The organism is Pseudomonas sp. E102 (assembly GCF_052660185.1).
In genome coordinates this window covers 3520624-3545021 of record NZ_CP084025.1, presented here as the reverse complement: position 1 = coordinate 3545021, position 24398 = coordinate 3520624, and the positions used below count along the sequence as shown (strand labels likewise).

Annotated in this window: 25 protein-coding genes; 13 read left to right on the top strand and 12 right to left on the bottom strand. The window is 60.9% G+C overall.

What is annotated here, in order from left to right; translation table 11 throughout:
• Positions 1–57 precede the first annotated feature (57 nt).
• From DOCECA_RS16250 to groL, 4 genes are all read left to right on the top strand, one after another.
• Positions 58–789: a HugZ family protein gene (locus DOCECA_RS16250; RefSeq protein WP_434607396.1), complete on the top strand. Its 732-nt coding sequence runs from the start codon at positions 58–60 to the stop codon at positions 787–789.
• Positions 790–855: 66 nt separating this feature from the next.
• Positions 856–1332, top strand: a complete 477-nt coding sequence (locus DOCECA_RS16245; RefSeq protein ID WP_420765208.1) for an FxsA family protein — start codon at positions 856–858, stop codon at positions 1330–1332.
• 272 nt (positions 1333–1604) lie between these two features.
• Entirely contained in the window at positions 1605–1898 is a 294-nt protein-coding gene (locus DOCECA_RS16240) for a co-chaperone GroES (RefSeq protein ID WP_039591772.1), read from the top strand.
• A gap of 50 nt (positions 1899–1948) precedes the next feature.
• On the top strand, positions 1949–3592 hold the full coding sequence (gene groL / locus DOCECA_RS16235) for a chaperonin GroEL (RefSeq protein ID WP_030142514.1): 1644 nt from the start codon (positions 1949–1951) through the stop codon (positions 3590–3592).
• Positions 3593–3797: 205 nt separating this feature from the next.
• On the opposite strand, the gene DOCECA_RS16230 is transcribed toward groL, so the two are convergent.
• On the bottom strand, positions 3798–4541 hold the full coding sequence (locus DOCECA_RS16230) for a phosphatase PAP2 family protein (RefSeq protein ID WP_420765206.1): 744 nt from the start codon (positions 4539–4541) through the stop codon (positions 3798–3800).
• A 197-nt stretch (positions 4542–4738) separates the two neighbouring features.
• Here DOCECA_RS16230 and colR point away from each other — a divergent pair, with 197 nt between their 5' ends.
• From colR to DOCECA_RS16205, 5 genes are all read left to right on the top strand, one after another.
• Positions 4739–5422, top strand: a complete 684-nt coding sequence (gene colR, locus DOCECA_RS16225) for a two-component system response regulator ColR (RefSeq protein WP_039591775.1) — start codon at positions 4739–4741, stop codon at positions 5420–5422.
• Positions 5412–6689 carry a sensor histidine kinase gene (locus tag DOCECA_RS16220; protein WP_445570800.1) on the top strand — a complete coding sequence of 426 codons (1278 nt, stop codon included), beginning with the start codon at positions 5412–5414 and terminating at the stop codon, positions 6687–6689. The genes colR and DOCECA_RS16220 overlap by 11 nt, the downstream gene beginning before the upstream one ends.
• Before the next feature lie 112 nt (positions 6690–6801).
• Entirely contained in the window at positions 6802–7470 is a 669-nt protein-coding gene (locus tag DOCECA_RS16215; RefSeq protein WP_420765204.1) for a class I SAM-dependent methyltransferase, read from the top strand.
• 5 nt (positions 7471–7475) lie between these two features.
• Entirely contained in the window at positions 7476–8183 is a 708-nt protein-coding gene (locus DOCECA_RS16210; protein ID WP_420765203.1) for a lipopolysaccharide kinase InaA family protein, read from the top strand.
• Between the two features lie 2 nt (positions 8184–8185).
• Positions 8186–8413: a hypothetical protein gene (locus DOCECA_RS16205; RefSeq protein ID WP_420765202.1), complete on the top strand. Its 228-nt coding sequence runs from the start codon at positions 8186–8188 to the stop codon at positions 8411–8413.
• A 78-nt stretch (positions 8414–8491) separates the two neighbouring features.
• Here DOCECA_RS16205 and DOCECA_RS16200 read toward each other — a convergent pair whose 3' ends face one another.
• The 11 genes from DOCECA_RS16200 to DOCECA_RS16150 form a co-directional block, all read right to left on the bottom strand.
• Positions 8492–11518: a multidrug efflux RND transporter permease subunit gene (locus DOCECA_RS16200; protein ID WP_445570799.1), complete on the bottom strand. Its 3027-nt coding sequence runs from the start codon at positions 11516–11518 to the stop codon at positions 8492–8494.
• A gap of 13 nt (positions 11519–11531) precedes the next feature.
• The gene (locus DOCECA_RS16195) at positions 11532–12680 is read right to left on the bottom strand and encodes an efflux RND transporter periplasmic adaptor subunit (RefSeq protein WP_420765200.1); all 1149 of its coding nucleotides are present in this window, start codon (positions 12678–12680) and stop codon (positions 11532–11534) included.
• A gap of 155 nt (positions 12681–12835) precedes the next feature.
• Positions 12836–13933, bottom strand: coding sequence for a DUF1513 domain-containing protein (locus DOCECA_RS16190; protein ID WP_420765199.1), 1098 nt, complete (start codon positions 13931–13933; stop codon positions 12836–12838).
• Positions 13934–13935: 2 nt separating this feature from the next.
• Positions 13936–15000: an imelysin family protein gene (locus tag DOCECA_RS16185; protein ID WP_434675976.1), complete on the bottom strand. Its 1065-nt coding sequence runs from the start codon at positions 14998–15000 to the stop codon at positions 13936–13938.
• A 27-nt stretch (positions 15001–15027) separates the two neighbouring features.
• On the bottom strand, positions 15028–16455 hold the full coding sequence (locus DOCECA_RS16180; RefSeq protein ID WP_434560273.1) for a di-heme oxidoredictase family protein: 1428 nt from the start codon (positions 16453–16455) through the stop codon (positions 15028–15030).
• Between the two features lie 242 nt (positions 16456–16697).
• Positions 16698–18050, bottom strand: coding sequence for a sensor histidine kinase (locus DOCECA_RS16175; RefSeq protein WP_445570798.1), 1353 nt, complete (start codon positions 18048–18050; stop codon positions 16698–16700).
• 68 nt (positions 18051–18118) lie between these two features.
• The gene (locus tag DOCECA_RS16170; RefSeq protein ID WP_445570797.1) at positions 18119–18547 is read right to left on the bottom strand and encodes a Spy/CpxP family protein refolding chaperone; all 429 of its coding nucleotides are present in this window, start codon (positions 18545–18547) and stop codon (positions 18119–18121) included.
• A 288-nt stretch (positions 18548–18835) separates the two neighbouring features.
• Positions 18836–19513 (bottom strand): response regulator transcription factor, encoded by a 678-nt coding sequence (locus DOCECA_RS16165; RefSeq protein ID WP_434560269.1) that lies wholly within the window; start codon positions 19511–19513, stop codon positions 18836–18838.
• A gap of 7 nt (positions 19514–19520) precedes the next feature.
• Positions 19521–19931, bottom strand: a complete 411-nt coding sequence (locus DOCECA_RS16160; RefSeq protein WP_434607382.1) for a translation initiation factor 2 — start codon at positions 19929–19931, stop codon at positions 19521–19523.
• A 131-nt stretch (positions 19932–20062) separates the two neighbouring features.
• Positions 20063–20362, bottom strand: coding sequence for a YciI family protein (locus DOCECA_RS16155; protein ID WP_420765192.1), 300 nt, complete (start codon positions 20360–20362; stop codon positions 20063–20065).
• Between the two features lies 1 nt (position 20363).
• Positions 20364–20960, bottom strand: coding sequence for a septation protein A (locus tag DOCECA_RS16150; RefSeq protein WP_420765191.1), 597 nt, complete (start codon positions 20958–20960; stop codon positions 20364–20366).
• Between the two features lie 87 nt (positions 20961–21047).
• On the opposite strand from DOCECA_RS16150, the gene DOCECA_RS16145 reads away from it, so the two are divergent.
• The 4 genes from DOCECA_RS16145 to scpB all read left to right on the top strand — a co-directional run bounded on the left by DOCECA_RS16145 (position 21048) and on the right by scpB (position 24344).
• The gene (locus DOCECA_RS16145; protein ID WP_420765190.1) at positions 21048–21911 is read left to right on the top strand and encodes a PHP domain-containing protein; all 864 of its coding nucleotides are present in this window, start codon (positions 21048–21050) and stop codon (positions 21909–21911) included.
• Between the two features lie 13 nt (positions 21912–21924).
• On the top strand, positions 21925–22554 hold the full coding sequence (locus tag DOCECA_RS16140) for an L-threonylcarbamoyladenylate synthase (protein ID WP_039591791.1): 630 nt from the start codon (positions 21925–21927) through the stop codon (positions 22552–22554).
• Positions 22555–22686: 132 nt separating this feature from the next.
• Positions 22687–23385 (top strand): segregation and condensation protein A, encoded by a 699-nt coding sequence (locus DOCECA_RS16135; RefSeq protein WP_186706403.1) that lies wholly within the window; start codon positions 22687–22689, stop codon positions 23383–23385.
• A gap of 11 nt (positions 23386–23396) precedes the next feature.
• Entirely contained in the window at positions 23397–24344 is a 948-nt protein-coding gene (gene scpB / locus DOCECA_RS16130; protein ID WP_445570796.1) for an SMC-Scp complex subunit ScpB, read from the top strand.
• Positions 24345–24398: the final 54 nt, after the last annotated feature.

Sequence of the window (24398 nt, the reverse complement as noted above, 5' to 3'; positions counted from 1 at the left end):
ACATTACTCCACTCGCCTGATCGTTTTCTAGACGGATTTCATTAAAGGAGTCATAAATTGAGCGTCGAAGCAGCCAAGCATGCCCGGGAACTGTTGCTCAAGGAGTACCGTGGAGTGCTCTCCACCCATTCCAAATCCATGCCCGGCTTTCCGTTCGGCTCCGTGGTCCCCTATTGCCTGGACGATCAGGGCCGGCCGCTGGTCTTGATCAGCCGTATCGCCCAGCACACTCACAACCTGCAAAAAGACCCCAAGTGTTCCATGCTGGTGGGCGAGCGGGGCGCTGAGGATGTACAGGCCGTGGGGCGCCTGACCTACCTGGCCGAGGCCCGTAAACTCGAAGATAGCGTTGCCATCGATGCCGCCGCCGAGCGTTATTACCGCTACTTTCCCGAGTCGCAGAACTATCACAAGGCCCACGACTTCGACTTCTGGGTGCTCGACCCGGTGCGCCATCGCTACATCGGGGGTTTCGGCGCCATTCACTGGATCGATCAGGTAATCCTCTCCAACCCGTTCGCCGGCAAGGCTGAAACCAGCATGATCGACCATATGAACGCTGATCACGCCAAGGCCATCGCCCATTACGTGGAGTTGAGCGGCCTGCCGAAAAACGAACCGGCGCGTTTGGTCGGCATCGACAGCGAAGGTATGCACTTGCGCATCGGACAAGGGCTGTATTGGCTGGCGTTTCCGAACCCTTGCAACACGCCGACACAAGTGCGCGAAGCCTTGGTTTATCTGGCTCACGCCGAGCAATGGCCAAAAAATGCCGAGGTCGATGCTTGAATTCACGAAAGGGCGACGTCATTTAGGTTTTCATAGCAAGGTCTTCTTGCGTTGAGGAACCCTTTGATGCGCCCATTTTTATTGCTCTTTCTGCTGTTCCCGGTGTTGGAGCTGTTCGTATTCGTCAAGGTCAGCGGTGCGATCGGGTTCTTCCCGGCGCTGTTGCTGGTCATTCTCGGCTCGATGCTCGGCGTCTTCGTGTTGCGCATCGCCGGCCTCGCCACGGCGTTGCGTGCCCGTGAAAGCCTGAACCGTGGCGAGCTGCCTGCGCAGACCATGCTCGAAGGCCTGATGCTGGCCTTGGGTGGCGGCCTGTTGATCCTGCCTGGTTTTATCAGCGACGTGCTGGGCCTGGTCATGTTGTTGCCGTTCACCCGCCGCTTGCTCGCCAACAAGATGCGCCAGCGTGCCGAAGAGCAGGCGATGCGCCAGCGAGCGTTCGCCGATGATCTTCAGTCCCGGGGCGGCCCGGCCCCCAGGGAGCCCGTAGGTCGCGAGCCGAACGTGATCGAAGGCGAATTCGAACATCGCGATCCCAAGTGACCCTTCAATCAACTTTCCCAAGCAACTATCGAGCAGCACGGCACCTTCGGGTGCCGTGTCCGTTTGAGCCTTCGTAAAGCAAAAATTTTCATCGCCGCCCCTTGTAATCGACTTGCACGCCCTTATGTATGGGTCACCGCAAGGTTTCCGGTGGCGACACTGGACAGACTTCCGCGGTTCGCTTGACGAACCGCACCCCGGCTCCGCCGGCTTTTGTTAAACCCGCCGGGACTACACCGGCCGATGAAAACCAAAATTAGGAGAGATCGACAATGAAGCTTCGTCCTCTGCATGACCGCGTCGTCATCCGTCGCAGCGAAGAAGAGAAGAAAACCGCTGGCGGTATCGTCCTGCCAGGTTCGGCTGCTGAAAAAGCCAACCACGGTGAAGTTCTCGCTGTAGGTCCAGGCAAGGCACTGGAAAACGGTGAAGTACGTGCGCCGGCCGTGAAAGTGGGTGACAAGGTTGTGTTTGGCCCTTACTCCGGCAGCAACACTGTGAAAGTCGACGGCGAAGACCTGTTGGTCATGAGCGAGAACGAAATCCTCGCTGTTCTCGAAGGCTGATTTCCCCGCTCATTTTCCCGCTACTACAAAGTATTTAAGGAATATCGATCATGGCTGCTAAAGAAGTTAAATTCGGCGATTCCGCCCGCAAGAAAATGCTCGCCGGTGTCAACGTCCTGGCTGACGCAGTAAAAGCGACCCTGGGCCCGAAAGGCCGTAACGTGATCATCGAGAAGAGCTTCGGCGCTCCGACCATCACCAAGGACGGCGTTTCCGTAGCCAAGGAAATCGAGCTCAAGGACCGCTTCGAAAACATGGGCGCGCAACTGGTCAAAGACGTTGCCTCCCGTGCCAACGATGACGCTGGTGACGGTACCACCACCGCGACCGTACTGGCCCAGTCGATCGTCAACGAAGGCCTGAAAGCCGTCGCTGCCGGCATGAACCCGATGGACCTCAAGCGCGGCATCGACAAGGCGACCATCGCCATCGTCAAGGAACTGAAAGGGCTGGCCAAGCCTTGCGCTGACTCCAAGGCGATCGCCCAGGTTGGTACCATTTCCGCCAACTCCGACAACTCCATCGGCGACATCATTGCCGAAGCCATGGAAAAAGTCGGCAAGGAAGGCGTGATCACCGTTGAAGAAGGCTCGGGCCTGGAAAACGAACTGTCGGTTGTAGAAGGCATGCAGTTCGACCGTGGCTACCTGTCCCCGTATTTCGTCAACAAGCCAGATACCATGGTTGCCGAGCTGGACAGCCCGCTGATCCTGCTGGTCGACAAGAAGATCTCCAACATCCGCGAAATGCTGCCAGTGCTGGAAGCCGTTGCCAAAGCCGGCCGCCCACTGCTGATCGTGGCTGAAGACGTCGAAGGCGAAGCCCTGGCGACTCTGGTTGTGAACAACATGCGTGGCATCGTTAAGGTTGCAGCCGTCAAGGCTCCAGGCTTCGGCGACCGTCGCAAGGCCATGCTGCAGGACATCGCCGTTCTGACCGGCGGTACCGTTATCTCCGAAGAGATCGGCCTGAGCCTGGAAAGCACCACCCTGGAGCATCTGGGTAACGCCAAGCGCGTGATCCTGTCCAAGGAAAACACCACCGTGATCGACGGTGCTGGCAACGATGCCGATATCCAGGCTCGTGTGACCCAGATCCGTGCACAAGTGGCCGAGACCTCGTCCGACTACGACCGTGAAAAACTGCAAGAGCGTCTGGCCAAACTGTCCGGCGGCGTTGCGGTGATCAAGGTTGGCGCCGGTTCCGAAGTTGAAATGAAAGAGAAGAAAGCCCGCGTTGAAGACGCCCTGCACGCAACCCGCGCAGCCGTTGAAGAAGGCGTGGTACCTGGCGGCGGCGTGGCACTGGTTCGTGCTCTGCAAGCCATCAGCGAGCTGAAAGGCGACAACGACGACCAGAACGTCGGTATCCAACTGCTGCGTCGCGCTGTCGAAGCACCTCTGCGTCAGATTGTTGCCAACTCCGGCGACGAGCCAAGCGTAGTGGTCGACAAGGTCAAGCAGGGTTCGGGTAACTACGGTTACAACGCTGCTACCGGCGAATACGGCGACATGATCGAAATGGGTATCCTGGACCCAGCCAAAGTGACTCGTTCGGCTCTGCAAGCGGCTTCGTCGATTGCCAGCCTGATGATCACCACCGAGGCGATGATCGCTGAAATCAAGGAAGACGCTCCAGCTGGCGGCGGCATGCCAGACATGGGCGGCATGGGTGGCATGGGCGGCATGATGTAAGCCAGCCTTACCCCTGTAGCGAAAAACCCCGCCTGCGAAAGCAAGCGGGGTTTTTTATTGCCTTGGATTTTGACGCGGGGGCGCATTTTTCCTGGGGGGACCTGTGGGAGCGAGCTTGCTCGCGATGACGGTACATCAGTGCCAGATATGGAAACTGACACACCGCAATCGCGAGCAAGCTCGCTCCCACAGGGTTATTCCATGCTCAGGCATTAGCGGGTTGGTTCAGCGCTGCGCGATCAGCCATGGCAGCCGGTCGATACAGCACGAAGTAGTAACACCCCAGGCAGATCAGCCAGCAGAACACCGCTGTCCACACGTTATGGGAGAAAAAATGCGCCCCTTGCATCATCCGACCCACGGAGAAAACGGTGCCCAGTGCGAAGGCAAACACCAGTGATTGACGGGCCAGGCGGGGTCGGCGGTCGCGTAATACGAAGAACAGCGCAAACAGCGTGAACCCCGTTGCGGCATGTCCGCCGGGCCAGCAACGGCCGGGCTTGTCAGTGGCCGGGCGCGGGCTCAGCAATTCACTGTAGGTTTCCTTGCCGCCAAACTCCTTCAGGCTCCAAGGGCATTGCACCGCCGTCACGGCCTTCAGCGGCGTGACAAACGCCGTTGCCAGCGCTAGCGATAAGACCAGGCAACCGAGTTCACGCTTGAACGGTTTGAGGCGATCGACAAAAAACGAAGCGATGAACCCCGCGACCGCCAGGATGCAGAAGACGATGACCATCTGCTTGGCCCGGTCGTGCAGGATGTCTTCGAGAAAAAAACTATGCCGTCCGATGAATCCGCCCTCGGCCGCACTGTAGAAAAGCCTGGCAAGGTCCATGTCAAGCGTAGTCAGTTCCAGCACCACCAGGATCAGCGCAACAACTACAGGCACCCCCAGCGCGATTCCGAAATTCAATGGCCTTGAAACAGGGCGAAGGCTAGCGCAAACCATGGACAGTACCTTTTGTGGATGTTCTTGAGCAGCAGGTTGCGCCCAGTCTCGTCCGCGTCGCGTTGGGCAGGCGTGAATGCGGGGTGAAAAACTCGTCAATGCCCCAACCCCAGCCGAGACAACCCTAGCCGCGGAACACGCTTGGCCTTAAGCTGCGCGGGCCACGACGATTGCCTACGTGTGCAGGAGAGATGCCCATGCGAATTCTATTGGTCGAAGACAACCGCGACATCCTGGCCAACCTGGCCGATTACCTGGGACTCAAGGGTTATACCGTCGATTGTGCCCAGGATGGTTTGTCGGGTTTGCACCTGGCCGCGACCGAGCACTACGACCTGATCGTGCTCGACATCATGCTGCCAGGCATCGATGGCTACACCTTGTGCAAGCGCCTGCGTGAAGACGCCCGGCGTGATACGCCGGTGATCATGCTCACCGCGCGGGACCAGTTGGACGACCGCCTGCAGGGATTCAAGTCCGGGGCTGACGATTACCTGGTCAAGCCTTTTGCGTTGTCGGAGCTGGCCGCGCGGATCGAAGCGGTGATGCGTCGGGCCCAGGGTGGCGGGCGTCGCGCGTTGCAGGTCGGCGACCTGAGCTACGACCTCGACACGTTGGAAGTGACCCGTGAGGGCCGGTTGCTCAAGCTCAACCCCGTTGGCCTCAAGTTGCTCGCGGTACTGATGCAGAAAAGCCCCCACGTGCTGCGCCGCGAAATCCTCGAAGAAGCCCTGTGGGGCGATGATTGCCCGGACAGCGACAGCCTGCGCAGCCACGTCCACCAACTGCGCCAGGTGATCGACAAACCGTTCGAGAAACCACTGCTGCACACGGTGCATGGCGTCGGTTACCGCTTGGCCGAGGGCCGGGATGGAGTTTAAGCAGAGCCTTGCCCAACGGATCATCATCGCGTTCGCCTTGATGAGCGCGTTGGTGGCGGGCGCATTTGCCCTGGGCATCGTGGCAACCGTTCACCTGGTGGAGGAAAAACTGATTTCCGCCGGCCTTGGCGGTGACCTGCAACGTCTACTGCTGATGGACAGCGTCTCCGACTGGAGTCATCGGCCTGAACCCGATCAGTTGTTCTATTTCAGCGGCGGTCCGGGTGACTTCGAGTTGCCCAAGGACCTGCGTCACCTGGATCGGGGTTTTCATGAAGTGTTTCGTGAGCAACTGTCCTACCACGCGATGGTGGAAATCGTTGACGGTCGCCATTACGTATTGTTGCAAGACCAGAGCGATTTCGAGGAACGCGAACGGGTACTGTTCGCCGTGGTGTTGGTGGGCTTCGTGCTCAGCCTGGCGCTGGCGGTATTCCTCGGATGGGTGCTGGCACGTCGAGTGATGGCACCTGTGGTGCGTCTGGCTCGCCAAGTGCGGCATCGCGACCAGCTCCTTGGACTTGCCCCGCCGCTCGCGCCGGACTATGCCGCCGACGAAGTGGGCGAGCTGGCCGTGGCGTTCGACGCTACGTTGGGCCGATTGCGCCAAGCCTTGACCCGTGAACGTTTGTTCACCAGCGACGTCAGCCATGAATTGCGCACGCCGTTGATGGTCCTGGCCACGTCTTGCGAATTGCTGTTGGAAAACCCGGCGCTTGACCAGCGGGGGCGTAGCCAGGTTGAACGCATCAACCGGGCCAGTGAGGAGATGCGTGAGTTGGTGCAGACCTTCCTCATGCTTGCCCGGGCCCAGCGCGAAGACAATGGAATCTCCCCTCGCTCGACCCTTGGACAGGTAGCGGACAACCTGCTCGGTGTCTGGCGCGCGCCGATCGAGTCCAAAGGTTTGACGTTGATCTTCGAGCCCGGGCAAACGGCCGATACGCTGTACAACGCCACATTCCTGACCGCCGTCATGGGCAACTTGCTGCGTAATGCCTTGCATTACACCGACCAGGGGTTTATCCGCGTCTCCCTGACGGTCACTGGGTTCATGGTCGAGGACAGCGGCGTGGGCATCCCCGAAGAGAAGCGCGAGGCGATGTTCGAGCCATTCGTGCGAGGTAATGAAAAGCGTGGCGAGGGCTTGGGGCTGGGCCTTTCGCTGGTACAGCGAATCTGCGAGGACCAGGGCTGGACAGTGAGCCTCAGTACGATGGAGCCCAACGGTTGCCGTTTCGAGGTGGAGCTGAATCCAAAGGGTTGAAGTGCGTCCCGGAAAAGCCTTGAAATGATTGGTTCAGATCCATGACGGTTTTTTCACGAGGCGATGACACATCTGTTCATAGGCTGGGCCCATCAATAACGGAGGGCCCCCCATGTCCAAAGCCATCAAGCTGGATTTTTCCGAAAAGTACGACGAGCAACACGCCAGGCAATATTTCCATAAACACCGCAGCGGGTTCAGCCGCCGCCTCTCCAATCGGCGCGACCAGCAACTGGCGCGCCGCGCCTTGGCCCTGGCCGGTGACCCTGGCCTGGTACTGGACCTTCCCTGTGGCGCCGGACGTTTCTGGCCCTTGTTGGCCGAGAAATCGAACCGGGTCATCATCGGCGCGGACAATTCCGCAGCCATGCTGCAAACCGCAATGAGCGTCCAACCCGCCGATGTCGTAAAACGGGTACAACCTTTGCACACTTCTGCGTTCGACATCGCCTTGCCTGATAACGCCGTTGACAGCATTTTCTGCATGCGTTTGTTGCACCACATCGGTGAACCCGCGCATCGCCTGGCAATCCTGCGTGAATTCGGGCGTGTCAGCCGCGACAGCGTCATCGTTTCATTGTGGGTCGATGGCAATTTCAAGGCTTGGAAACGCAAGCGTCTTGAGCGAACCCGTGGGCAGAAAGACTACCAGAACCGATTTGTGTTACCGGTTGCTACAGTGGAGGCCGAATTTCGACAAGCTGGCTTCCGCATCCAGGAACAACTGGATTTCCTACCGCTCTATGCCATGTGGCGAGTTTATGTATTACGCAAGGGGTAATGGGCATGGTTGTACAAGCAGTAGAAGCCCCGGCGGCTTCTCGCAGTTGCTTTGATCATTTTTGGAATCAAAGGGGTGACTGGGTAGAGGAACCCAACACGCGGCGGGGCGGTGAAAGCGGTGTGCAACGGATCAACGACGGCGACGGATTGCTCTATTCCAAGCGCCAGACCGGCCATATCTACCGCAGCTTGTTGCACCCCTTCGGCCGTCCGACTGTCTTGCGCGAAGAGCGAGCCTTGGTGGCCCTGACAGAACTCAATGTCACGGTGCCTCAGGTGGTTTTCTGCGGTGCGCAGAGGGACCCGGTACATAAATGGCGCGCGCTGTTGGTTACCCAAGCGTTGGACGGTTTCGAGGAAATCGAACAATGGTACGCCGCGGGTGGGCGCGAACGTCATGGCGAGGCGGTGCATGACCGTATCCTCCAGGCGTTGGCCGAAAACCTGGCTCGCATGCACAAAGGGCGCTGGCAGCATGGCTGTCTTTATATCAAGCACGTATTCGTGCGTGTAACAGGGGAGGGCGAGTCGGCCAAGGCTGAAATCGCACTGTTGGACCTGGAAAAATGCCGTCAACGCCTGACTGCCCGCAGCGCGGCCGCCCACGACATGAGGCAGCTGCGGCGCCATTCGTCGTTCCACGATGGCGACTGGAAAAAACTCGTCTACTTTTATACAACGGCGTTTGGCAGCGCTATCAAAGGTTTATAGCGATGAAAGTAGAAATTGCTAGAGGTTTGTTCTTGATCGGAGCCCTGGCAGTTACGTCAATGGCGGTGGCGGTATGGGAACAGCCGCGCTCGCAGATTCTCAGTGCCTCCACGGTGGGCGCCCATTGCCCTGTGCCTCGGATTGCCAAGGCCAGCGAGGCGATCCAACCGGACAACGATCTGCTGTTGTTCATGTTTGGCCTGTCTCAAGGCATGAAGCCGCAAAGTTGAGTTTCATGACTTAAAACAAAGGCCTCGCATTTGCGAGGCCTTTGTTTTTTTAGGTCAGCATTGTTCCGGCAGCCTGTGTTACCGCTTCTGCGGTTTTGCCAGCAAGGTGTAGACGCAAGGCAATACGAACAGTGTGAACAAGGTACCCACCGACATTCCCGTGGCGATCACTGTGCCGATGTCGAAGCGGCTCACCGCCCCGGCACCGGTGGCCAGGATCAACGGCACCATGCCGAATACCATCGCCGCAGTGGTCATCAACACTGGCCGCAGACGAATCGATGCGGCTTGTTCCACGGCCTCGCGCGGGCTCAGCCCTTGTTCCTTGCGTAGCTGGTTAGCGAACTCGACGATCAGGATGCCGTGCTTGCTGATAAGCCCGATCAACGTAACCAGGCCTACCTGGGTATAGATGTTCATGCTCGACCAGCCGAGGAACAGCGGGATCAATGCGCCGCAGATTGACAAGGGCACCGTCACCAGGATTACCAGCGGATCCCGGAAGCTCTCGAACTGCGCCGCCAGCACCAGGAAAATGATCGCCAGGGCCAGGGCGAAGGTTCCCCACAACGCGCTGCCTTCTTGTACGAATTGGCGTGAAGCCCCTGCGTAGTCGAAGGCGAACCCCACCGGTGCTTCCTCGCGAGCGATCTGGCGGACCGTCTCGATGGCCTCGCCCATGCTCACCGTGGGGAAACCCGAGATCGTCACGGCGTTGAGCTGCTGGAACTGGTTCAGTTGCCGCGGTCGTGCCTGGTCGCTGACCTTGATCAGCGTCGAGAGCGGGAGCGATTCACCCTGGGCATTCTTGACGTAGTAGTTGTTCAGCCAGTCCGGATTGTCCCGGAACGGTCGTTCGACCTGGGCTATTACCTTGTAGCTGCGTCCTTCCAGGGTAAAGCGGTTGATCTCCGACTCGCCCAGCAACGTCGCCAGGGTTCCGCCCAGGTCCTGCATGGACACACCCATCTGGGCAGCCTTGGCCCGATCGATATCCACCACGACCTCGGGCTTGTCGAAAGCCAGGTCAATGTCCATGAAGGCGAACTTGCCGGACTCCAGCGCCCGTTTCTTGACTCGCTCGGCAATTTGCAGAAGCGTCGTGTAGTCCTTCGGCGAATTGATGACGAACTCGAAGGGCAACCCTTCGCCCGTGCCCGGCAGCGAGGGCAGGTTGAAGCCAAAGATCTGCAGGCCCGGGATGCTTTCCAGCTTGGCCTGGACCTCCGGCAGGATCTCCATCTGGGTGCGGTTGCGTTCGTTCCAGGGCTTGAGCAGGAACCCGCCGATGCCCGACTGCACGCCGTTATAGCCGTTGATCTGAAAGGAAGAATAGTACTCAGGGAATTCCTTGAAGATCGTGATGAAGTGATCGGTATAGGCGTTCAGGTAATCGAGGTTGGTCGTCTTTGGTGCATTGGCCATCATGAATATGATGCCCTGGTCTTCGTCTGGCGCCAGCTCGGACTTGGTGAACATGATCAATACCGGTATCAACAGCAGCACGATCACCGCAAACACCAGCACCACGGGCCTGGTTTCGAGCGTGGCATGAAGCATGCGCTGGTAACGGTTCTTCAGGCGTTCGAAGATTACGTCCAGCCGATGGGCCAGCCCCGAGGAATTCTGGTCATGGCGCAGCAGCATCGCGCACATCATCGGCGACAGGGTCAGGGCGACGATGCCGGATATCACCACCGCCCCGGCCAAGGTCAGGGCGAACTCCTTGAACAGCGCGCCCGTCAGGCCTTCGAGCAGGCCGATAGGCGCGTAAACCGCCGCCAGCGTGATGGTCATCGAAACCACCGGCATGGCGATTTCCCGGGCGCCTTCTATGGCAGCGTCGAACGGGGTCTTGCCTTCCTCCATATGTCGATGGATGTTCTCCACCACCACGATGGCATCATCCACCACCAGGCCGATCGCCAACACCATGGCCAGCAGTGTCAGCAGGTTCATGGAATAGCCCATCAACTGCATGAAGAACATGACCCCGATCATCGACAGGGGAATGGTCACCACCGGGATGAGCACCGAACGCAAGGCGCCGAGGAACAGGAACACCACGACAATGACGATCAGGACCGCCTCAAACAGGGTTTTTACCACCTCGTCGATGGAGGCCTGGATGAAGAGCGTGGCGTCGTAGGCGATCTCGGCCTTGAGGTTGGTCGGAAGCTGGGCTTCCATCTCCGGCATGATCTTGCGAACTTCCTTGATCACATCCAGCGGGTTGGCGCCGGGCGTGGCCTTGATGCCGATGTACACCGAGGGCGTGCCGCCAAAGGAACTGATGGTGTCGTAGTTTTCGGCGCCCATCTCCACCCGCGCCACGTCCTGTAGCAAGACGCGGCTGTCGCCGTCGGTCTTGAGGGGTATGCCTGCGAAGGCTTCGGCGGACTTGAGTTCGGTGTTGGCGTTGATGCTGGTGACGACGTATTCGCCTTTCACCTCGCCGGCGGCGGAGACGAAGTTGTGCTGGCGCACGGCGTTGGTCACGTCGGCGGCGGTCAGGCCAAAGCCCGCGAGCTTGACCGGGTCCAGCCACAAGCGCATGGCAAAGACCTGGTCGCCGAGGATCTCCGCTTCGGCCATGCCGGGCAGTGTCGCCAGCTTCGGCTGGATCACCCGCGACAGGTAGTCGGTAATCTGCGGGTTGTTCAGTTCCTTGCTGAAGAAACTGATGTACATCAGCGCCGAGGCATCGGCAGCCTCACGGCTGAGCACCGGGTCCTCGGCATCCTGGGGCAACTGGTTCTTGACTTCGTTGGCCTTGGCCAGCAGTTCGGTGAAGAGCCGGTCGCTGTTGGAGCCAATGCGGGCATAGACCGAGATCACCGAGAAATTCTGCCGACTGACCGAGGTCATGTAGTCGATGCCCTCGGCACTGGCCAGGCTCTGTTGCATCGGCTGGGTGATGTAGCCCTGGATGGTCTCGGCGTTGGCGCCGGGATAGGCGGTGGTCACCGTGATCAGCGCGTTTTCCATTTGTGGATACTGACGCAGGGGCAGTTTGCTCCAGGCCTGGAAGCCCAGCAGCACGATCAACAGGCTGACCACGGTGGCGAGCACCGGGCGGCGGATGAACGGATCGGTAAAAGCCATGGGGGTTCCTTGATCAGTCCGCGCGCGGCGAGCTGTTCTGTTCGGTCAGGGTCTTGTCGTCACTGATGGCGACGGGCGTACCGTTGTCCAGCTTGATCTGGCCGCCGATGACCACTTCCTCGCCACTTTGCAGGCCCTTGGTCACCAGGACTTGCCCGTCCCGGCGCTCTCCCGTTTCGACGAAGCGGCGCTCGGCAATCAGGACCGGCTGGCCCTTGTCATCTTTCTCGACATTGCCGTCGGCGGCTTTCTTCTGGGTCACTACGTACATGGAGTTGCCGTAGAGGGTGTAGGTCACGGCGCTTTCCGGTACGACGATCCCGGCAGCCACGTCCGGCAGGATCACCTGCAGGTCGGCGAACATGCCGGGCAGCAGCTTGCCGTCGGGGTTGGCGAGGGTCGCGCGCACCAGCACGTTGCGGGTGCTGTCCTCGACCTTGGGATTGATGGCGCTGATGGTGCCGACGAACGTCTGGCCTGGGTAGGCCGAGACATTGACATTGACGGGTTGGGCCACGGCGAGTCGAGGCACCGACTGTTCCGGGACATAGAAATCCACATACAGGCTGCTGAGGTCCTGCAGGGTGGCGATCACCGTGCCGCTGGCCAGGTAATCGCCGATGTCCACCTGGCGAATGCCGATGGTGCCGCTGAACGGCGCGACGATGTGTTTCTTTGCCAGCGAGGCCTTGAGCTGGTTGACCGTGGCCTGGTTTTTCTTCAACTGGGCTGAGAGCCGGTCGAACTCACCCTTGGAAATCGCCTGGCTGCCTACCAGTTGCCGGCCCCGGCCGAAATCCAGCTGCGACAGGCCAAGGTCCGCCTGGGCGGTTTCCAGCAGGGCGCTTTCGACTTCGGTGTCCAGTTGCAGGAGCGGTTGGCCGGCCTTGACCTTCTGCCCCGATTCGAACTGAAGCTTTTGTACCGTCCCGGCAATTTCCAGGCTCAGGTCAACGCCTTGCGAGGCCTTGAGGCTGCCGACGGTGGGCAGGCGAGACTGCCAGGGCTGCTCGGTGGCCTTGGCCACGGCAACGCTGACTGGTGGTTTCGGGGCAGAAAACATCTGGATCTGCTGGTAGATGGAGAAGGCCTTGTAGCCTGCCAGCAACAGCACCACCAGCAGGACAACACCCAACATGATCAGCATGCGGCGTCGCAGCATGTTCCACTTCCTTGGAAAAGAGCTGAGAGAAAATACAGATAGGCGGGCACATTACCCTGAGTGCGCGGGGTATTCCAGATGCTCTAGGGTCGGTGGGGTGTAGGATTGTTCCGAAAAATCAAGGCGCCTTGCACCGACGCCCTTCGCTCCCTCGCTCAGGCCAGGTGCAAATGGTTGTCCCAGAGCCCTGCCGGCAGGTCCAGCGGTTTTGCAACCAATTGTGATTGACGGCAATCGTAGTAGCGGCAGCGCCCTTGGCCCGACGTCACGACGAAGCCGTCGGCCACCGCGCCGACTCCGGCGCAATCCGGCAAAGGCGCGTCCAGGCGAACCTCGCCGCTATCCAGGTCCCAAATGAAAAAGCGGTTGCCCCGTGGAGCCGTCAGGGCCACCAGGCGCAGTTCGCTGTGCACGGCGACGCTGGCGGTGTAGTGCCCCATGGCTTGCAATTGGTATTCGGGCACCGGGAACGCCTTGAAGGGTTGGCCCGGGCGCTTGATCGCCAGCAGTTCCGACGGCTCGTGGGCCGCCCCCATGAATTGCTGGCCGGAGACGATGGTCCCGTCGCTGGCAATGCCCAAATGGCGCACGCTGTTCATTTGCTGAGGGAGGGTTTCCTTGCTCAACAACGTGCCGTCGCGCTGCATCAGCACCAGGCTGGGTTCCATGGCATCGAGATTCATCTCGACCCGGCTCTCGGCCTCGGTGCGGATGCCGCCGTTGGCCACCACCAGCGTCTCGCCGTCGGGCATCCACGACACCTGATGAGGACCGATGCCATGGGTTGGAATTTCGCCGCTGTGCACCAGCCGCTCGCCTTCGAAGCGGTACATGCCCAGCAGGCCGCGGCCCGGATCGCGAGTGTCGTTCTCCGTGGTGTACAACCATTCGCCACCCTTGTGGATCACCGCATGGCCGTAGAAATGCCGGTTCGGCCGCGAGGCGATGGTTTGTAGCAGCCTGCCGTCGCGCAGGTCGATCAGATAGCTTTCGGTGCCTGGACGGCGGGCAACGAAAAACGCGATCGGCAGCGTCGGGTGATTGATGATGTCATGGCAGCGCTGGCCGACCTGGGTGGCGAACACCCGGGTGCCGTCCAATCGATAGCCGACGGCGAAGTGATTGCCTTCACCATCGTCCCGTGCCGAAAGCAGCAGCGGACTCTTGTCCTTTTGCTTGAACAGCGTCCAGCCGCCCAGGGTAACCGCGCCCAGCAGCAAGCTGCCGAGCGCCAGAGCCTGACGTCGAAACATGATCAGTCACCGTCGTTGGCGTTGAAGCCCAGTTGAATGCCCAGCGCCTTGGCCAATTCGCCTTCATGCAGGCGGTGGACGACGTTGAGGCTGTCGTACAACTCGTTGAGTTGCTGGCGCCCGGCGTCGTCGCCGAGCATTTCGGTAAGCGAGCGTTGGCTGCTGGCAAAAAGCTTCAGCGACGCGTCGTAGGCAGCGTCGATTTTGTCGGCCAGCGGTTTCTGGTCGCTTGGCAGCAGGCCGCGCAGGCCTTTGTTGTCGACGCCGGCCCACACGGTCCTGGCGGCTTTCAGGCTGGCTTCCAGCCCTTGCAGCGAAGACTGGCTGCGCCAGGCGTCGGCCTGGAATGGTTGCGGCACGCCCTTGCTCTGGCGGCCCATCGGCGTACCGAGTTTTTTCTTCAGGGTGTCCAGCGCAGTGACCTGGACCCGTAGCAAATCGGCGATCGCTTCGTGGGAATCGGCGTAGCGTTGGTTGGGAAACTTGCTCATCTGGGCGAGCATGCCGTCGTTGCTGTTCCAGCCCGACAGGATTTCTTCGGCCAGTTGCTTCTGACGTTCGCCGATGGCGGTAAGCAGCGGGCAGTACTTGGCTTTCTGAGCGCTGTCGGCCATGTCGATTTTCGCGTCGAACAACAGGTATTCATAGGCCGAAAGCCCTTGCACGACCACGCTGGACTCGGCCAGGCCGGCGGCGTCGATCTGCGGCTGGCTGTTGACCAATTGCTCGACCTGGCGACCGACCAGGTTCTTCTTGTCGGGCCAGAATTGCACCTGCCAGGCGCGGTTGCCCTCGGCCAGCGGACCGATCAGCAGCGGTTGCAGCTCTGCCCAGGCTTTTTGCGCCTTGAGGAAATCGGCGCGCGCGGTTTCCAGGTTTTCCTTGCCTTGGCAGAACGCCAGGGCGCTGGTCGCCAACTGCCGGTCAGCTTCGACCCAGCGGCTGTAGGTCGGCAGGATCACCTGCTTGGCAATGGCGGCCGACGTGACCGCCTGCGGGTCCTGGGGCGAGCAAGCGCCGAGGGCGATGGCGGCGAGACTGGTGAATAACAGCTTGGGACGGAACATGTCGGGCTCCCGTTTCGGAAATCAAGTTTAAAGAGAATTCAGGAAAGCCAACAACGCAGCGCGCTGCTCGGCATTGAATGCTAGAACCTGTCGCTGCGCCGCCTGGGCTTCGCCGCCATGCCACAGCACGGCTTCGAGCAGGTTGCGGGCGCGACCATCATGCAGGAATTGGGTATGGCCGTTGACGGTCTCGGTCAGGCCGATGCCCCAGAGCGGCGGGGTCCGCCAGTCACGACCGCTGGCCTTGAACTCGCTGCGGTTGTCAGCCAGGCCTTCGCCCATGTCGTGCAGCAGCAGGTCGGTGTAGGGGCGGATGACCTGGTTCGCCAGCTCCGGTTCGGCAGCATTGGCGGACGTAGTGTATTTGGGGGTGTGGCAGGATTGGCAGCCCGCCTGGAAAAACAGATTCTTGCCCGCCAGCACCTGGGGCGAATCCACATCGCGGCGGGCCGGCACCGCGAGGTTGCGACTGTAGAACAACACCAGGCGCAGGATGTTATCGCTGACTTCCGGCTCGCCCTGTGGGCCGTTGCCGTTGGGCGCGCGTTTGCAATCGGCCTGGGCCTCGGTGCAATCGTCGAACGGCCGCAGACTGGTTGTCAGGCCCATGTCCCCGGAAAACGCATGAACGTTCTGTTGATTGAGGTTCGGCTGGCCGGCCTTCCAGCCGAACCTCCCCGGCACGGCCTTTTGCTGGACATCGTCCCAGACCATGTTCGGACGGCCGGCGATACCGTTTTTCGCCCGCGCCTGAGCCTGGGCATTCGCCAGGATGGCGTCTTCAGGGATGGCCTCGAGCAAACCCAGGCCGATCATGGGCGGGGCGACGCGGGCCGAAAAACGCGTGTCGGGGTGCATCGGGCCATAACCCAATCGAGTGATCTGCAAGGCCGGCTTGCGCAGCTCCACGACGGTGCCGTCGGCAAAACGCACCGGCACCGGGGTGTAGTCGACTCGTACCTTGCCCTCCGGCGCGACGCCAGGAACCGACATGTCTTGCAATTGCGCGCCATAGACCGGCTCCGGCACGACGCCGAGCTGCTCGATGACCTTGGCGTAGGGGGGCGCGTCAGGAATCGACAGGCGCACCAGCATCGATACCGCGCTGCTCGCATCGGGTGCCGGTGGATGGCCGCGTCCATCCTTGATATGGCAATTCTGGCAGGCGTTGGTATTGAATAGCGGTCCGAGGCCGTCGCGGGCGGTCGTGGTCGAGGGCGCAATCACCCACGGGCTGCGGAAGAAACTGTTACCGACGCTGAAATCCACGCGTCGCGAGGGGGGCAGGTTGGCCGAAGGCAGGGAGAACGCGTTCTGATCAGCCTTGCGCACCGTCGCGCCGCCGCCGGACTTGGCTTCGCCGGGTTCGGCCTGGGTGAAACGCGGGGCGTCATCGCAGGCACTCAGGCCCAGGGCCAGGAACAGAGCGCATAAGCGAAGAGGCAACGACAACATCGGAAATCCTGCGGGACGAGTGAAACGCGGGCGCAAAGTCTAACAGGGCGGGGCAGTTTGAATAAGAGGAATTATCGTTTGGTTTGATCGGGGGGCACTTGATTTCCTGTGGCGAGGGAGCTTGCTCCCGCTGGGGTGCGAAGCAGCCCCAAAACCAGGCGCCGCGGTGCAACAGGTAAATCCAGCCAACCGGTTTGCGACTGCTGCGCAGCCGAGCGGGAGCAAGCTCCCTCGCCACGGGTTCACTGTTGTTCTGTAGGGGAGACCACCGCCCCTGGCACCAACGGCAATTCCAGCGTCGCAATGAATCCGCCCTCGGGATGGTTGGCCAGTCCCAACGTGCCGCCATGGCGTTCGGCGGCGCGGCGAGCGATCGCCAGGCCCAGGCCGTGGCCGGCGGCGGTCTGGCCGGGGGCGCGGTAGAACGGTTCGCCCAACTGGCCCAGATGCTCCGCCTCCACGCCAGGCCCGTGATCGCGCACGCTGATAAGAATTCGTTCCCCCTGGCGCACCGCGCGCATTTCAACGGGTTGCCCGTTGGGACTGAAGCGCTGTGCATTGCGCAACAGGTTGTCCACGGCCCGCTCGATCATGGTCGGCCAGCCCTTGAGGGTCAGGCCCGGTTCCGTTTCCAGCTGCACGATCTGCTCCGGTGAAGCCATCTGGGCGTCTTTTTGCAGGTTGATCAGCAGACTGTTGAGATCAACTTCTTCGGCGCTGGCGTTGTCGGCATCGACCCGCGCCAGAACCAGGATTTCACTGATCAGCGCTTCCAGGCGATCACATTCGCGGGTCAGGCGCGGCCAGAGTTTTTCGCGCTCTTCGGGACTGGCCCGCTCCGCCAGCGCCAGGGCGATGCGCAGTCGGGCCAAGGGCGAGCGCAGTTCATGGGACACGTCGCGCAGCAATTGGCGCTGGCTGGCGATCAGGCTCTGCAGGCGCGCACCCATGCGGTTGAAATCGGTGGCCAACACGCCGAATTCGTCCCGTCGGTTGGCCAGCTTGGCGAGGCTGTTCTGCTGGTAGGTCGCTTGTCCCAGATCGTGTACCGCGCCGCGCAGCCGGCTCAACGGCCGGGTGATGGAAAGCGTCACCAGCAGGCTGAACAGGGTCAGCACCACCAGCGCAATCGCCAAGGCGCTGAGGGGCCAGAGCAGGCTGTCGCGATGCCAGGCGTCCAATTCGGGGTGGGGAATGCGATAGATGAACAGATAGGTGTCGCCGGTCTTGGCGCTGGTGAATTCGTCGGTCAGGCGCCGCCAGGGCAGGCGGCGTTCGTCGTTGTTCTGTCGCGCCTCGAAGGCAGCGGCCCGATGTGGGAACGTGCCGCGCACCACCGGGTCGCCGCTTTCGTTGAGCACCTGGACATCGACGTGATACTCGCGCTTGCGTTGTTTGAGGATGTCCTGGGCGGCATCTTCGCCCTGGCTTTCGTAAGTCTGCGTCCACTCTTCGGCCAGGGTGTTGAGGCCCGGATGGCGGCTGAGGATCCAGGCGTCCTGGTTCAACATATGGCCCAAGAGAATCGAAAGTCCCGCCACCAGAGCGATGGCCAACCAGAAGCTGGCCAGGACGCGCCAGAACAATGAACGCACGGAGTTATCCTCGAAAACAAAGAAAGCCCAACGGCGATGTGCCGTTGGGCTGATGGTGCTTCAGTGCATTATTGCGCTTTTTGCGGCTGTTGCGCTTTCCAGGCCTTGAATTCGGCCCACTCGGCCCGACGTTCGGCGCGTTTTTTCTGGAGCGCATCAAACGCCTTTTGCTGCTCGGGTTTCAACAGACCGCGGATCTGCGCATCGACTTTCTGATGCCGAGCGTCCATTTCATCTTTCATGGCTTTCTGGTCGGCTGGCGAGAGCTTGGCCAGGTATTTGTCCACCAGTTCCCGTTGTTCGTGGCGTTGCTCGCCCATGATCTGGCGGATCTGCTGGCGTTGTTCACGGCTCAGGTCCAGTTGGCTGTACGGGCCTTTATCGTGCATCTGGCCGCCGTGGCGCGGGCCATCCATCGGGCCTGGACCTTCGGGCATGGCCATGGCGACGGTCGGCAGGGCAGCGGCGAACAGCAGGGCGGTAAGGGTCTTGCGCATGGTGTCTCTCCTTGTCTCATTCCCGGTCAGTTCCGGATATGTGCAGATTACGGAGATCAAGGTCAGCGGCGGTCAGGGGTGGGTAAAGCTTGGGTAAAGACGTTTTTGTGCAGACCTGACAAATCTCGGAGTCTGAACACAATCCCCGTGGCGAGGGAGCTTGCTCCCGCTGGGCCGGTCCGACGCTTCGGGCGAAGCGGCCCCAAAGATCTTGCGGTTGCTGCGCAACCGAGCGGGAGCAAGCTTCCTCGCCACAGGGTTAGCCATGTCTCTTGGTTCAAGCCGTGTTCAAAGGCTGTAGTAATACCCCCGGCTACGCAGGGCCACGATGCGCGGCCTGCCGTCGGGGTGGGGGCCGATTTTCTTGCGCAGGTTGCTTACGTGCATGTCGAGGCTGCGGTCGTACAGGGTCAGCTTGCGGCCCAGGGCGATCTGCGCCAGCTCCTGCTTGTCCAGGGGCTCGCCCGGCTGCTTGAGCAACGCTTCGAGCAGGCGGCTTTCAGATACGGTGAGGGTTTGTTCCTGTTCATCGATGTTGACCACCCCCCGCACAGGGCTGAAGGTCAGGTCACCCAGTTCGATCTGGCTGGAAACCGCCGCCGGATGGCTGCGACGCAACACGGCCCGCAGGCGGGCGGTCAGTTCCCGTGGGTCGCAGGGCTTGGCCAGGTAATCGTCAGCGCCCAGCTCCAGGCCAAGGATGCGGTCCAGCGGCTCGCCACGGGCCGAGAGCATCAGCACCGGCAGCTCCGGGTGATCGTTGCGCAGTTGCTTGAGCAGTTCCAGGCCGCTGCCGTCGGGCAGCATCACATCCAGCACCACCGCCGAGGGGGCGGTTTCGGCCAGGGCCTTGCGGGCGCTCAGGCCATCGTGGCAAGCACGGACCTGGAAACCTTCCTGGCCCAGCCAACTGCCAAGGAGCTCACACAGCTCCTGGTCATCATCTATCAGTAACAGCTCGCTCATGACTCACTCAATTTAGCCATTGCCGACGTTGTCTACGTCCACCGCTGGCAAAGATACCGCAGAGCAGGGCCAATAGCGCTACCCCGGCGCCAATGACGAACCATTGCTGTTGGTCAGTCAGCAGGCGTGGCAGGGGGTTGGCCTGGGCTTCCTTGAGTTGCAGCCTCAGGCGCTGGTTTTCCTGACGCAGCCGTCCCACCAGCGCGGTTTCGCGCTCGCCGTTGGCGTTCTGCAGTTGTTGAGTCAGTTCTTCACGCATGCGCTCGCTGTCTTTCAAGCGTTGCTGCAGTTCGGTGATATGGCCACCCGCGCTCAAGGACAAGGGCGCCGAATGAGCGGCCTCCATGCTTTCCTCGCCGTGGGCGGGCGCCCCGATCGCTAACGTGACCAACAACAGGCACAACGGACCTTTGCGCATTGCAACTCCTGAATTCCAATCGAGATTAGGCTGATTAGACAGGTTGTCGGCAGGCCGACGAGAACAATGAGCAAATGAGCAAATGAGCAAATGAGCGCAATGAGCCAGGACGGCTCATCGCGCCCGGAGGGTTACGGCAGGACTTGCTTGAACGGCTTGACCATGACATTGGCATAGACGCCGGCCGTCACGAACGGGTCGGCCTCGGCCCAGGCTTGCGCGGCGGCCAGCGAGTCGAACTCCGCCACGATCAGGCTGCCAGTGAAACCGGCGGCGCCTGGGTCGTTGCTGTCCACCGCAGGGTGCGGCCCGGCCAGCACGACGCGACCTTCGGCCTTGAGCTTTTGCAGGCGCTCCAGGTGCTCGGGGCGGGCGGCCAGGCGTTTTTCCAGGGAATCGGCAACATCGGTAGCAATGATTGCGTAGAGCATGTCAGTCCTCGGTTTTTGGCGTGGTGGGGTCGGCATCGTGCAGATGGCGGGACAGGTAGATCCCCTGGCCGATCAGGAACAGCAACGTCATGCCCAGGCTGCCGAAGACCTTGAAGTCGACCCAGTACGCCTGGAACGTGAACGCAACGAACAGATTGGCGGCGCCGCAGAACAGGAAGAATGCGATCCAGGCGATGTTCAAGCGGGTCCAGATCACTTCTGGCAGGTTGATGGCGTGCCCCATGATGCGCTTGATCAACAGGCGATCACCGATGAAGTGACTGCCGATGAAGGCCAGGGCAAACAGCCAGTTGACCACCGGGGCTTTCCATTTAAGGAAGGTCTCGCTGTGAAAGGCCAAGGTCAGGCTGCCGAATACAAGGCAGGCAATCAGGGTCAGCCACTGGCTTTTCTCCAGCTTGCGCTGGGAGATGAACAGCGCGCCGTAGACCACCAGGGAGCTGATGATCAACACCGCGGTGGCGCTGTAGATACCACCTACAGTCAAGGAGTGACCGGCAATGTCGACGGTTCGGGGATCAAGCTTGTAGACGATGAAAAACAGCAGGAGCGGGATGAAATCGATGAATTGTTTCACAGTGGCAGCCAGGAGCAGGATGTGGCGGCATAATAACAAACATCCTTGGCCGCGATAGGGCCAGCTGATTTGAGGTAACAAAGTCTCGTGAATGTTGATTTGCACTGCCATAGCACGGCCTCCGATGGCGCCCTGGCGCCTGCGGTTCTGGTGGCGCGGGCGTACGAGCACGGCGTGCGAGTCCTGGCCCTGACCGACCACGATACCCTGGAAGGCCTCGATGAGGCGCGTAGCGCCGCGACCGCCTTGGGCATGCAGTTGGTCAACGGGGTCGAATTGTCCTGTACCTGGGGCGGAGCGACCATCCACGTGCTGGGCTACGGTTTTGATGTCAACGCACCGTCCCTGGTCCAGGCCATTGCCGAGCTGCGCGACGGTCGTTGGCTGCGTTCCGAAGAAATCAGCCGCAAGCTCGCCCTCAAGGGCATGCCCGGTGCGCTGGAAGGCGCCCGGCAGATCCAGCAAGAGCTGGGCGATAGCGGCAACGCGCCGGCCCGGCCACATTTTGCCGACTGGATGGTGCGCGAAGGTTTCGTCAAGGACCGCGCCGAAGCCTTTCGCAAATGGCTGGGGGCCGGCAAGCTGGGGGACGTCAAGCAGCATTGGCCGACGCTCGAGGAAACGGTCGGGACGCTGCGGGCCGCCGGAGCCTGGATCAGCCTGGCGCATCCCTGGCACTACGATTTCACCCGCAGCAAACGCCGGCGCCTGATAGCCGACTATATTCAAGCAGGGGGCCATGCCATCGAAGTGGTCAATGGCCATCAGCCGGCCGAACAGGTCGGCAGCCTGGCGATCCTCGCCCGGGAGTTTGGACTGCTGGTGAGCGCCGGCAGCGATTTCCATGGCCCGGGGGGCTGGTCCGAGATTGGCGAATACCGCCCGTTGCCGGAAGATCTGCCACCACTATGGTGTAGATTCAAACATGATCCCGTTATCGCTGACGTCTGAACAGGTAGAACACGTGAGTCAATTTTTCCAGATTCATCCGGAAAACCCGCAAGCGCGCCTGATCAAACAGGCGGTGGAAATCATCCGTAGCGGTGGCGTAGTGGTTTATCCCACCGACTCGTCCTACGCCATTGGTTGCCAGATCGGCGATAAAAACGCCGTCGAGCGGGTAAGACGCCTGCGTCAGTTGGATGACAAGCACAACTTCGCGCTCATCTGCAGCGATCTTTCACAGTTGGGGTTGTTCGCCAAGATCGATACCGGCACCTTCCGCTTGCTCAAGGCCCATTTACCGGGACCGTACACCTTCATTCTCAATGCCACGCGGGAAGTCCCGCGGCTGCTGCTGCACCCGAAAAAGCGCACCATCGGCCTTCGGGTGCCAAGCCATCCCATTGCCCTGGCGCTGTTGGCGGAGCTGGGTGAGCCCTTGATGAGCGTGACACTGATCATGCCCGGCGAGACCGATCCGTTGACCGACCCCTACGAGATTCGCCAGTTGCTCGAACACCAGGTCGACCTGATCATCGACGGCGGTTCCGGTGGCATGAAAGCGTCCACCGTGATCAATCTGGCTGACGGCGAGCCGCAAGTGGTGCGCGTCGGTTGCGGGGATCCGACGCCGTTCATGGTCGAGGCCTGAATGTCGGTGGTGGAAACGGTTGTCGACAGCGTAGACAGCCAGGCCGGCGCGCAGCAGGAGTTGCCGTTCGCCATGGTCTACGGCCAGGCGGTCATGGAAATGCCGTTGGACCTGTACATTCCGCCGGATGCGCTGGAGGTTTTCCTTGAAGCCTTCGAAGGCCCGCTCGACCTGCTGCTGTACCTGATCCGCAAACAGAACATCAATATCCTCGACATTCCCGTGGCGGAAATCACCCGCCAGTACATGGGTTACGTCGAGTTGATGCAATCGGTGCGTCTGGAGCTGGCGGCGGAATACCTGGTGATGGCGGCGATGCTGGCCGAGATCAAGTCACGCATGCTGCTGCCGCGCTCGGCCGAGGTCGAAGAGGAAGAAGACGATCCCCGGGCCGAGCTGATCCGCCGCTTGCAGGAATACGAACGCTTCAAGGCGGCCGCCGAAGGCATCGACGGCTTGAGCCGGGTGGGGCGCGATGTGGTGGTGCCCAAGCTCGATGCCCCCGAGGCGCGGGCGCGCAAGTTGTTGCCCGACGTCAGCCTCGAAGAGTTGTTGATGTCCATGGCCGAGGTTCTGCGCCGGGGCGATATGTTTGAAAGTCACCAGGTCAGCCGCGAGGCGCTGTCCACCCGCGAGCGCATGAGCGATGTGCTGGAGCGGCTCAAGGGCGGCGGTTTTGTGCCCTTCGTCGAGCTGTTCACCGCCGAAGAGGGGCGGCTGGGCGTGGTGGTAACGTTTATGGCGGTCCTGGAATTGGTCAAGGAATCCTTGGTCGAGCTGGTGCAGAATGAGCCGTTCGCAGCGATCCATGTGCGAGCCCGAGCCGAATAACGAGCAAATCAATGAACCTGACTGAACCCCGCGAGCTGGCGCCGTTGCTTGAAGCTTTCCTGTTGGCCTCTGGAAAGCCGCAATCGATGGAGCGGCTGTTCGAACTTTTCGAAGAAGGCGAGCGGCCCGAGCCCGCCGTGTTCAAAAAAGCCCTGACGCTGTTGGGCAAATCCTGCGAGGGTCGGGCTTTCGAGCTTAAGGAGGTGGCGTCCGGGTACCGCCTGCAAATCCGTGAGAAATTTGCCCCGTGGGTAGGGCGCCTGTGGGAAGAACGGCCTCAGCGTTATTCCCGGGCGCTGCTAGAAACCATGGCGCTGATCGCCTATCGCCAACCGATCACGCGCGGCGAGATCGAGGACGTGCGCGGCGTGGCGGTCAACAGCAACATCGTCAAGACGTTGCTGGAGCGCGAGTGGATCCGCGTCGTCGGCTATCGCGACGTGCCGGGCAAGCCGGCAATGTTCGCCACCACCAAGGTTTTTCTCGATCATTTCAACCTGAAAAATCTCGACGACTTGCCGCCGCTGGCCGAATTGCGTGAGCTGGAACCCGAGCCGATGCTGGAATTCGACGATGCACCAGTGCCCCAGGGCCTGCAGGAATTGGCCGATGCCAGTGCCGAGCCGGAGGAACCGAAGGAAGAGACCAGTTTCCATTCGTTGCTCCTGGAACTGGACAGCATGGAGGAGGGCCTTAAGACCGACTTCGACGACCTGCTGCGTGAAGGTCCGGCCCCTGAGGAGGAGACGGATGAACCGACGCCGCTGTTGAGTGAAACCGAGCACGCGCCGCAGCCAGAGCCCCAAGGGGACATTCTCGGCGTTGCCGAGGCCCGGGAAAAACTGCTGGCCGCCGTCGCCGCCCTTGCGCCGCCGGAACCCGAACTGAGCGAGGAGGAGGCCGAAGCCCGCGCCCTGGCTGAAGCGATCGAAAACGAACGGCGTCAGTTTGAGGATTGAATCTATCGACTGACACACCGCTGTCACCCTGTGGGAGCGATGAGACTCCACCGA

What these genes read in the sequence shown, in the direction of transcription:
- DOCECA_RS16245 (WP_420765208.1), top strand. Translation starts at nt 856, where the DNA reads ATGCGCCCATTTTTATTGCTCTTTCTGCTGTTCCCGGTGTTGGAGCTG.
- DOCECA_RS16240 (WP_039591772.1), top strand. Translation starts at nt 1,605, where the DNA reads ATGAAGCTTCGTCCTCTGCATGACCGCGTCGTCATCCGTCGCAGCGAA.
- groL (WP_030142514.1), top strand. Translation starts at nt 1,949, where the DNA reads ATGGCTGCTAAAGAAGTTAAATTCGGCGATTCCGCCCGCAAGAAAATG.
- DOCECA_RS16230 (WP_420765206.1), bottom strand. Translation starts at nt 4,541, where the DNA reads ATGGTTTGCGCTAGCCTTCGCCCTGTTTCAAGGCCATTGAATTTCGGA.
- colR (WP_039591775.1), top strand. Translation starts at nt 4,739, where the DNA reads ATGCGAATTCTATTGGTCGAAGACAACCGCGACATCCTGGCCAACCTG.
- DOCECA_RS16220 (WP_445570800.1), top strand. Translation starts at nt 5,412, where the DNA reads ATGGAGTTTAAGCAGAGCCTTGCCCAACGGATCATCATCGCGTTCGCC.
- DOCECA_RS16215 (WP_420765204.1), top strand. Translation starts at nt 6,802, where the DNA reads ATGTCCAAAGCCATCAAGCTGGATTTTTCCGAAAAGTACGACGAGCAA.
- DOCECA_RS16210 (WP_420765203.1), top strand. Translation starts at nt 7,476, where the DNA reads ATGGTTGTACAAGCAGTAGAAGCCCCGGCGGCTTCTCGCAGTTGCTTT.
- DOCECA_RS16205 (WP_420765202.1), top strand. Translation starts at nt 8,186, where the DNA reads ATGAAAGTAGAAATTGCTAGAGGTTTGTTCTTGATCGGAGCCCTGGCA.
- DOCECA_RS16200 (WP_445570799.1), bottom strand. Translation starts at nt 11,518, where the DNA reads ATGGCTTTTACCGATCCGTTCATCCGCCGCCCGGTGCTCGCCACCGTG.
- DOCECA_RS16195 (WP_420765200.1), bottom strand. Translation starts at nt 12,680, where the DNA reads ATGCTGCGACGCCGCATGCTGATCATGTTGGGTGTTGTCCTGCTGGTG.
- DOCECA_RS16190 (WP_420765199.1), bottom strand. Translation starts at nt 13,933, where the DNA reads ATGTTTCGACGTCAGGCTCTGGCGCTCGGCAGCTTGCTGCTGGGCGCG.
- DOCECA_RS16185 (WP_434675976.1), bottom strand. Translation starts at nt 15,000, where the DNA reads ATGTTCCGTCCCAAGCTGTTATTCACCAGTCTCGCCGCCATCGCCCTC.
- DOCECA_RS16180 (WP_434560273.1), bottom strand. Translation starts at nt 16,455, where the DNA reads ATGTTGTCGTTGCCTCTTCGCTTATGCGCTCTGTTCCTGGCCCTGGGC.
- DOCECA_RS16170 (WP_445570797.1), bottom strand. Translation starts at nt 18,547, where the DNA reads ATGCGCAAGACCCTTACCGCCCTGCTGTTCGCCGCTGCCCTGCCGACC.
- DOCECA_RS16165 (WP_434560269.1), bottom strand. Translation starts at nt 19,513, where the DNA reads ATGAGCGAGCTGTTACTGATAGATGATGACCAGGAGCTGTGTGAGCTC.
- DOCECA_RS16160 (WP_434607382.1), bottom strand. Translation starts at nt 19,931, where the DNA reads ATGCGCAAAGGTCCGTTGTGCCTGTTGTTGGTCACGTTAGCGATCGGG.
- DOCECA_RS16155 (WP_420765192.1), bottom strand. Translation starts at nt 20,362, where the DNA reads ATGCTCTACGCAATCATTGCTACCGATGTTGCCGATTCCCTGGAAAAA.
- scpB (WP_445570796.1), top strand. Translation starts at nt 23,397, where the DNA reads ATGAACCTGACTGAACCCCGCGAGCTGGCGCCGTTGCTTGAAGCTTTC.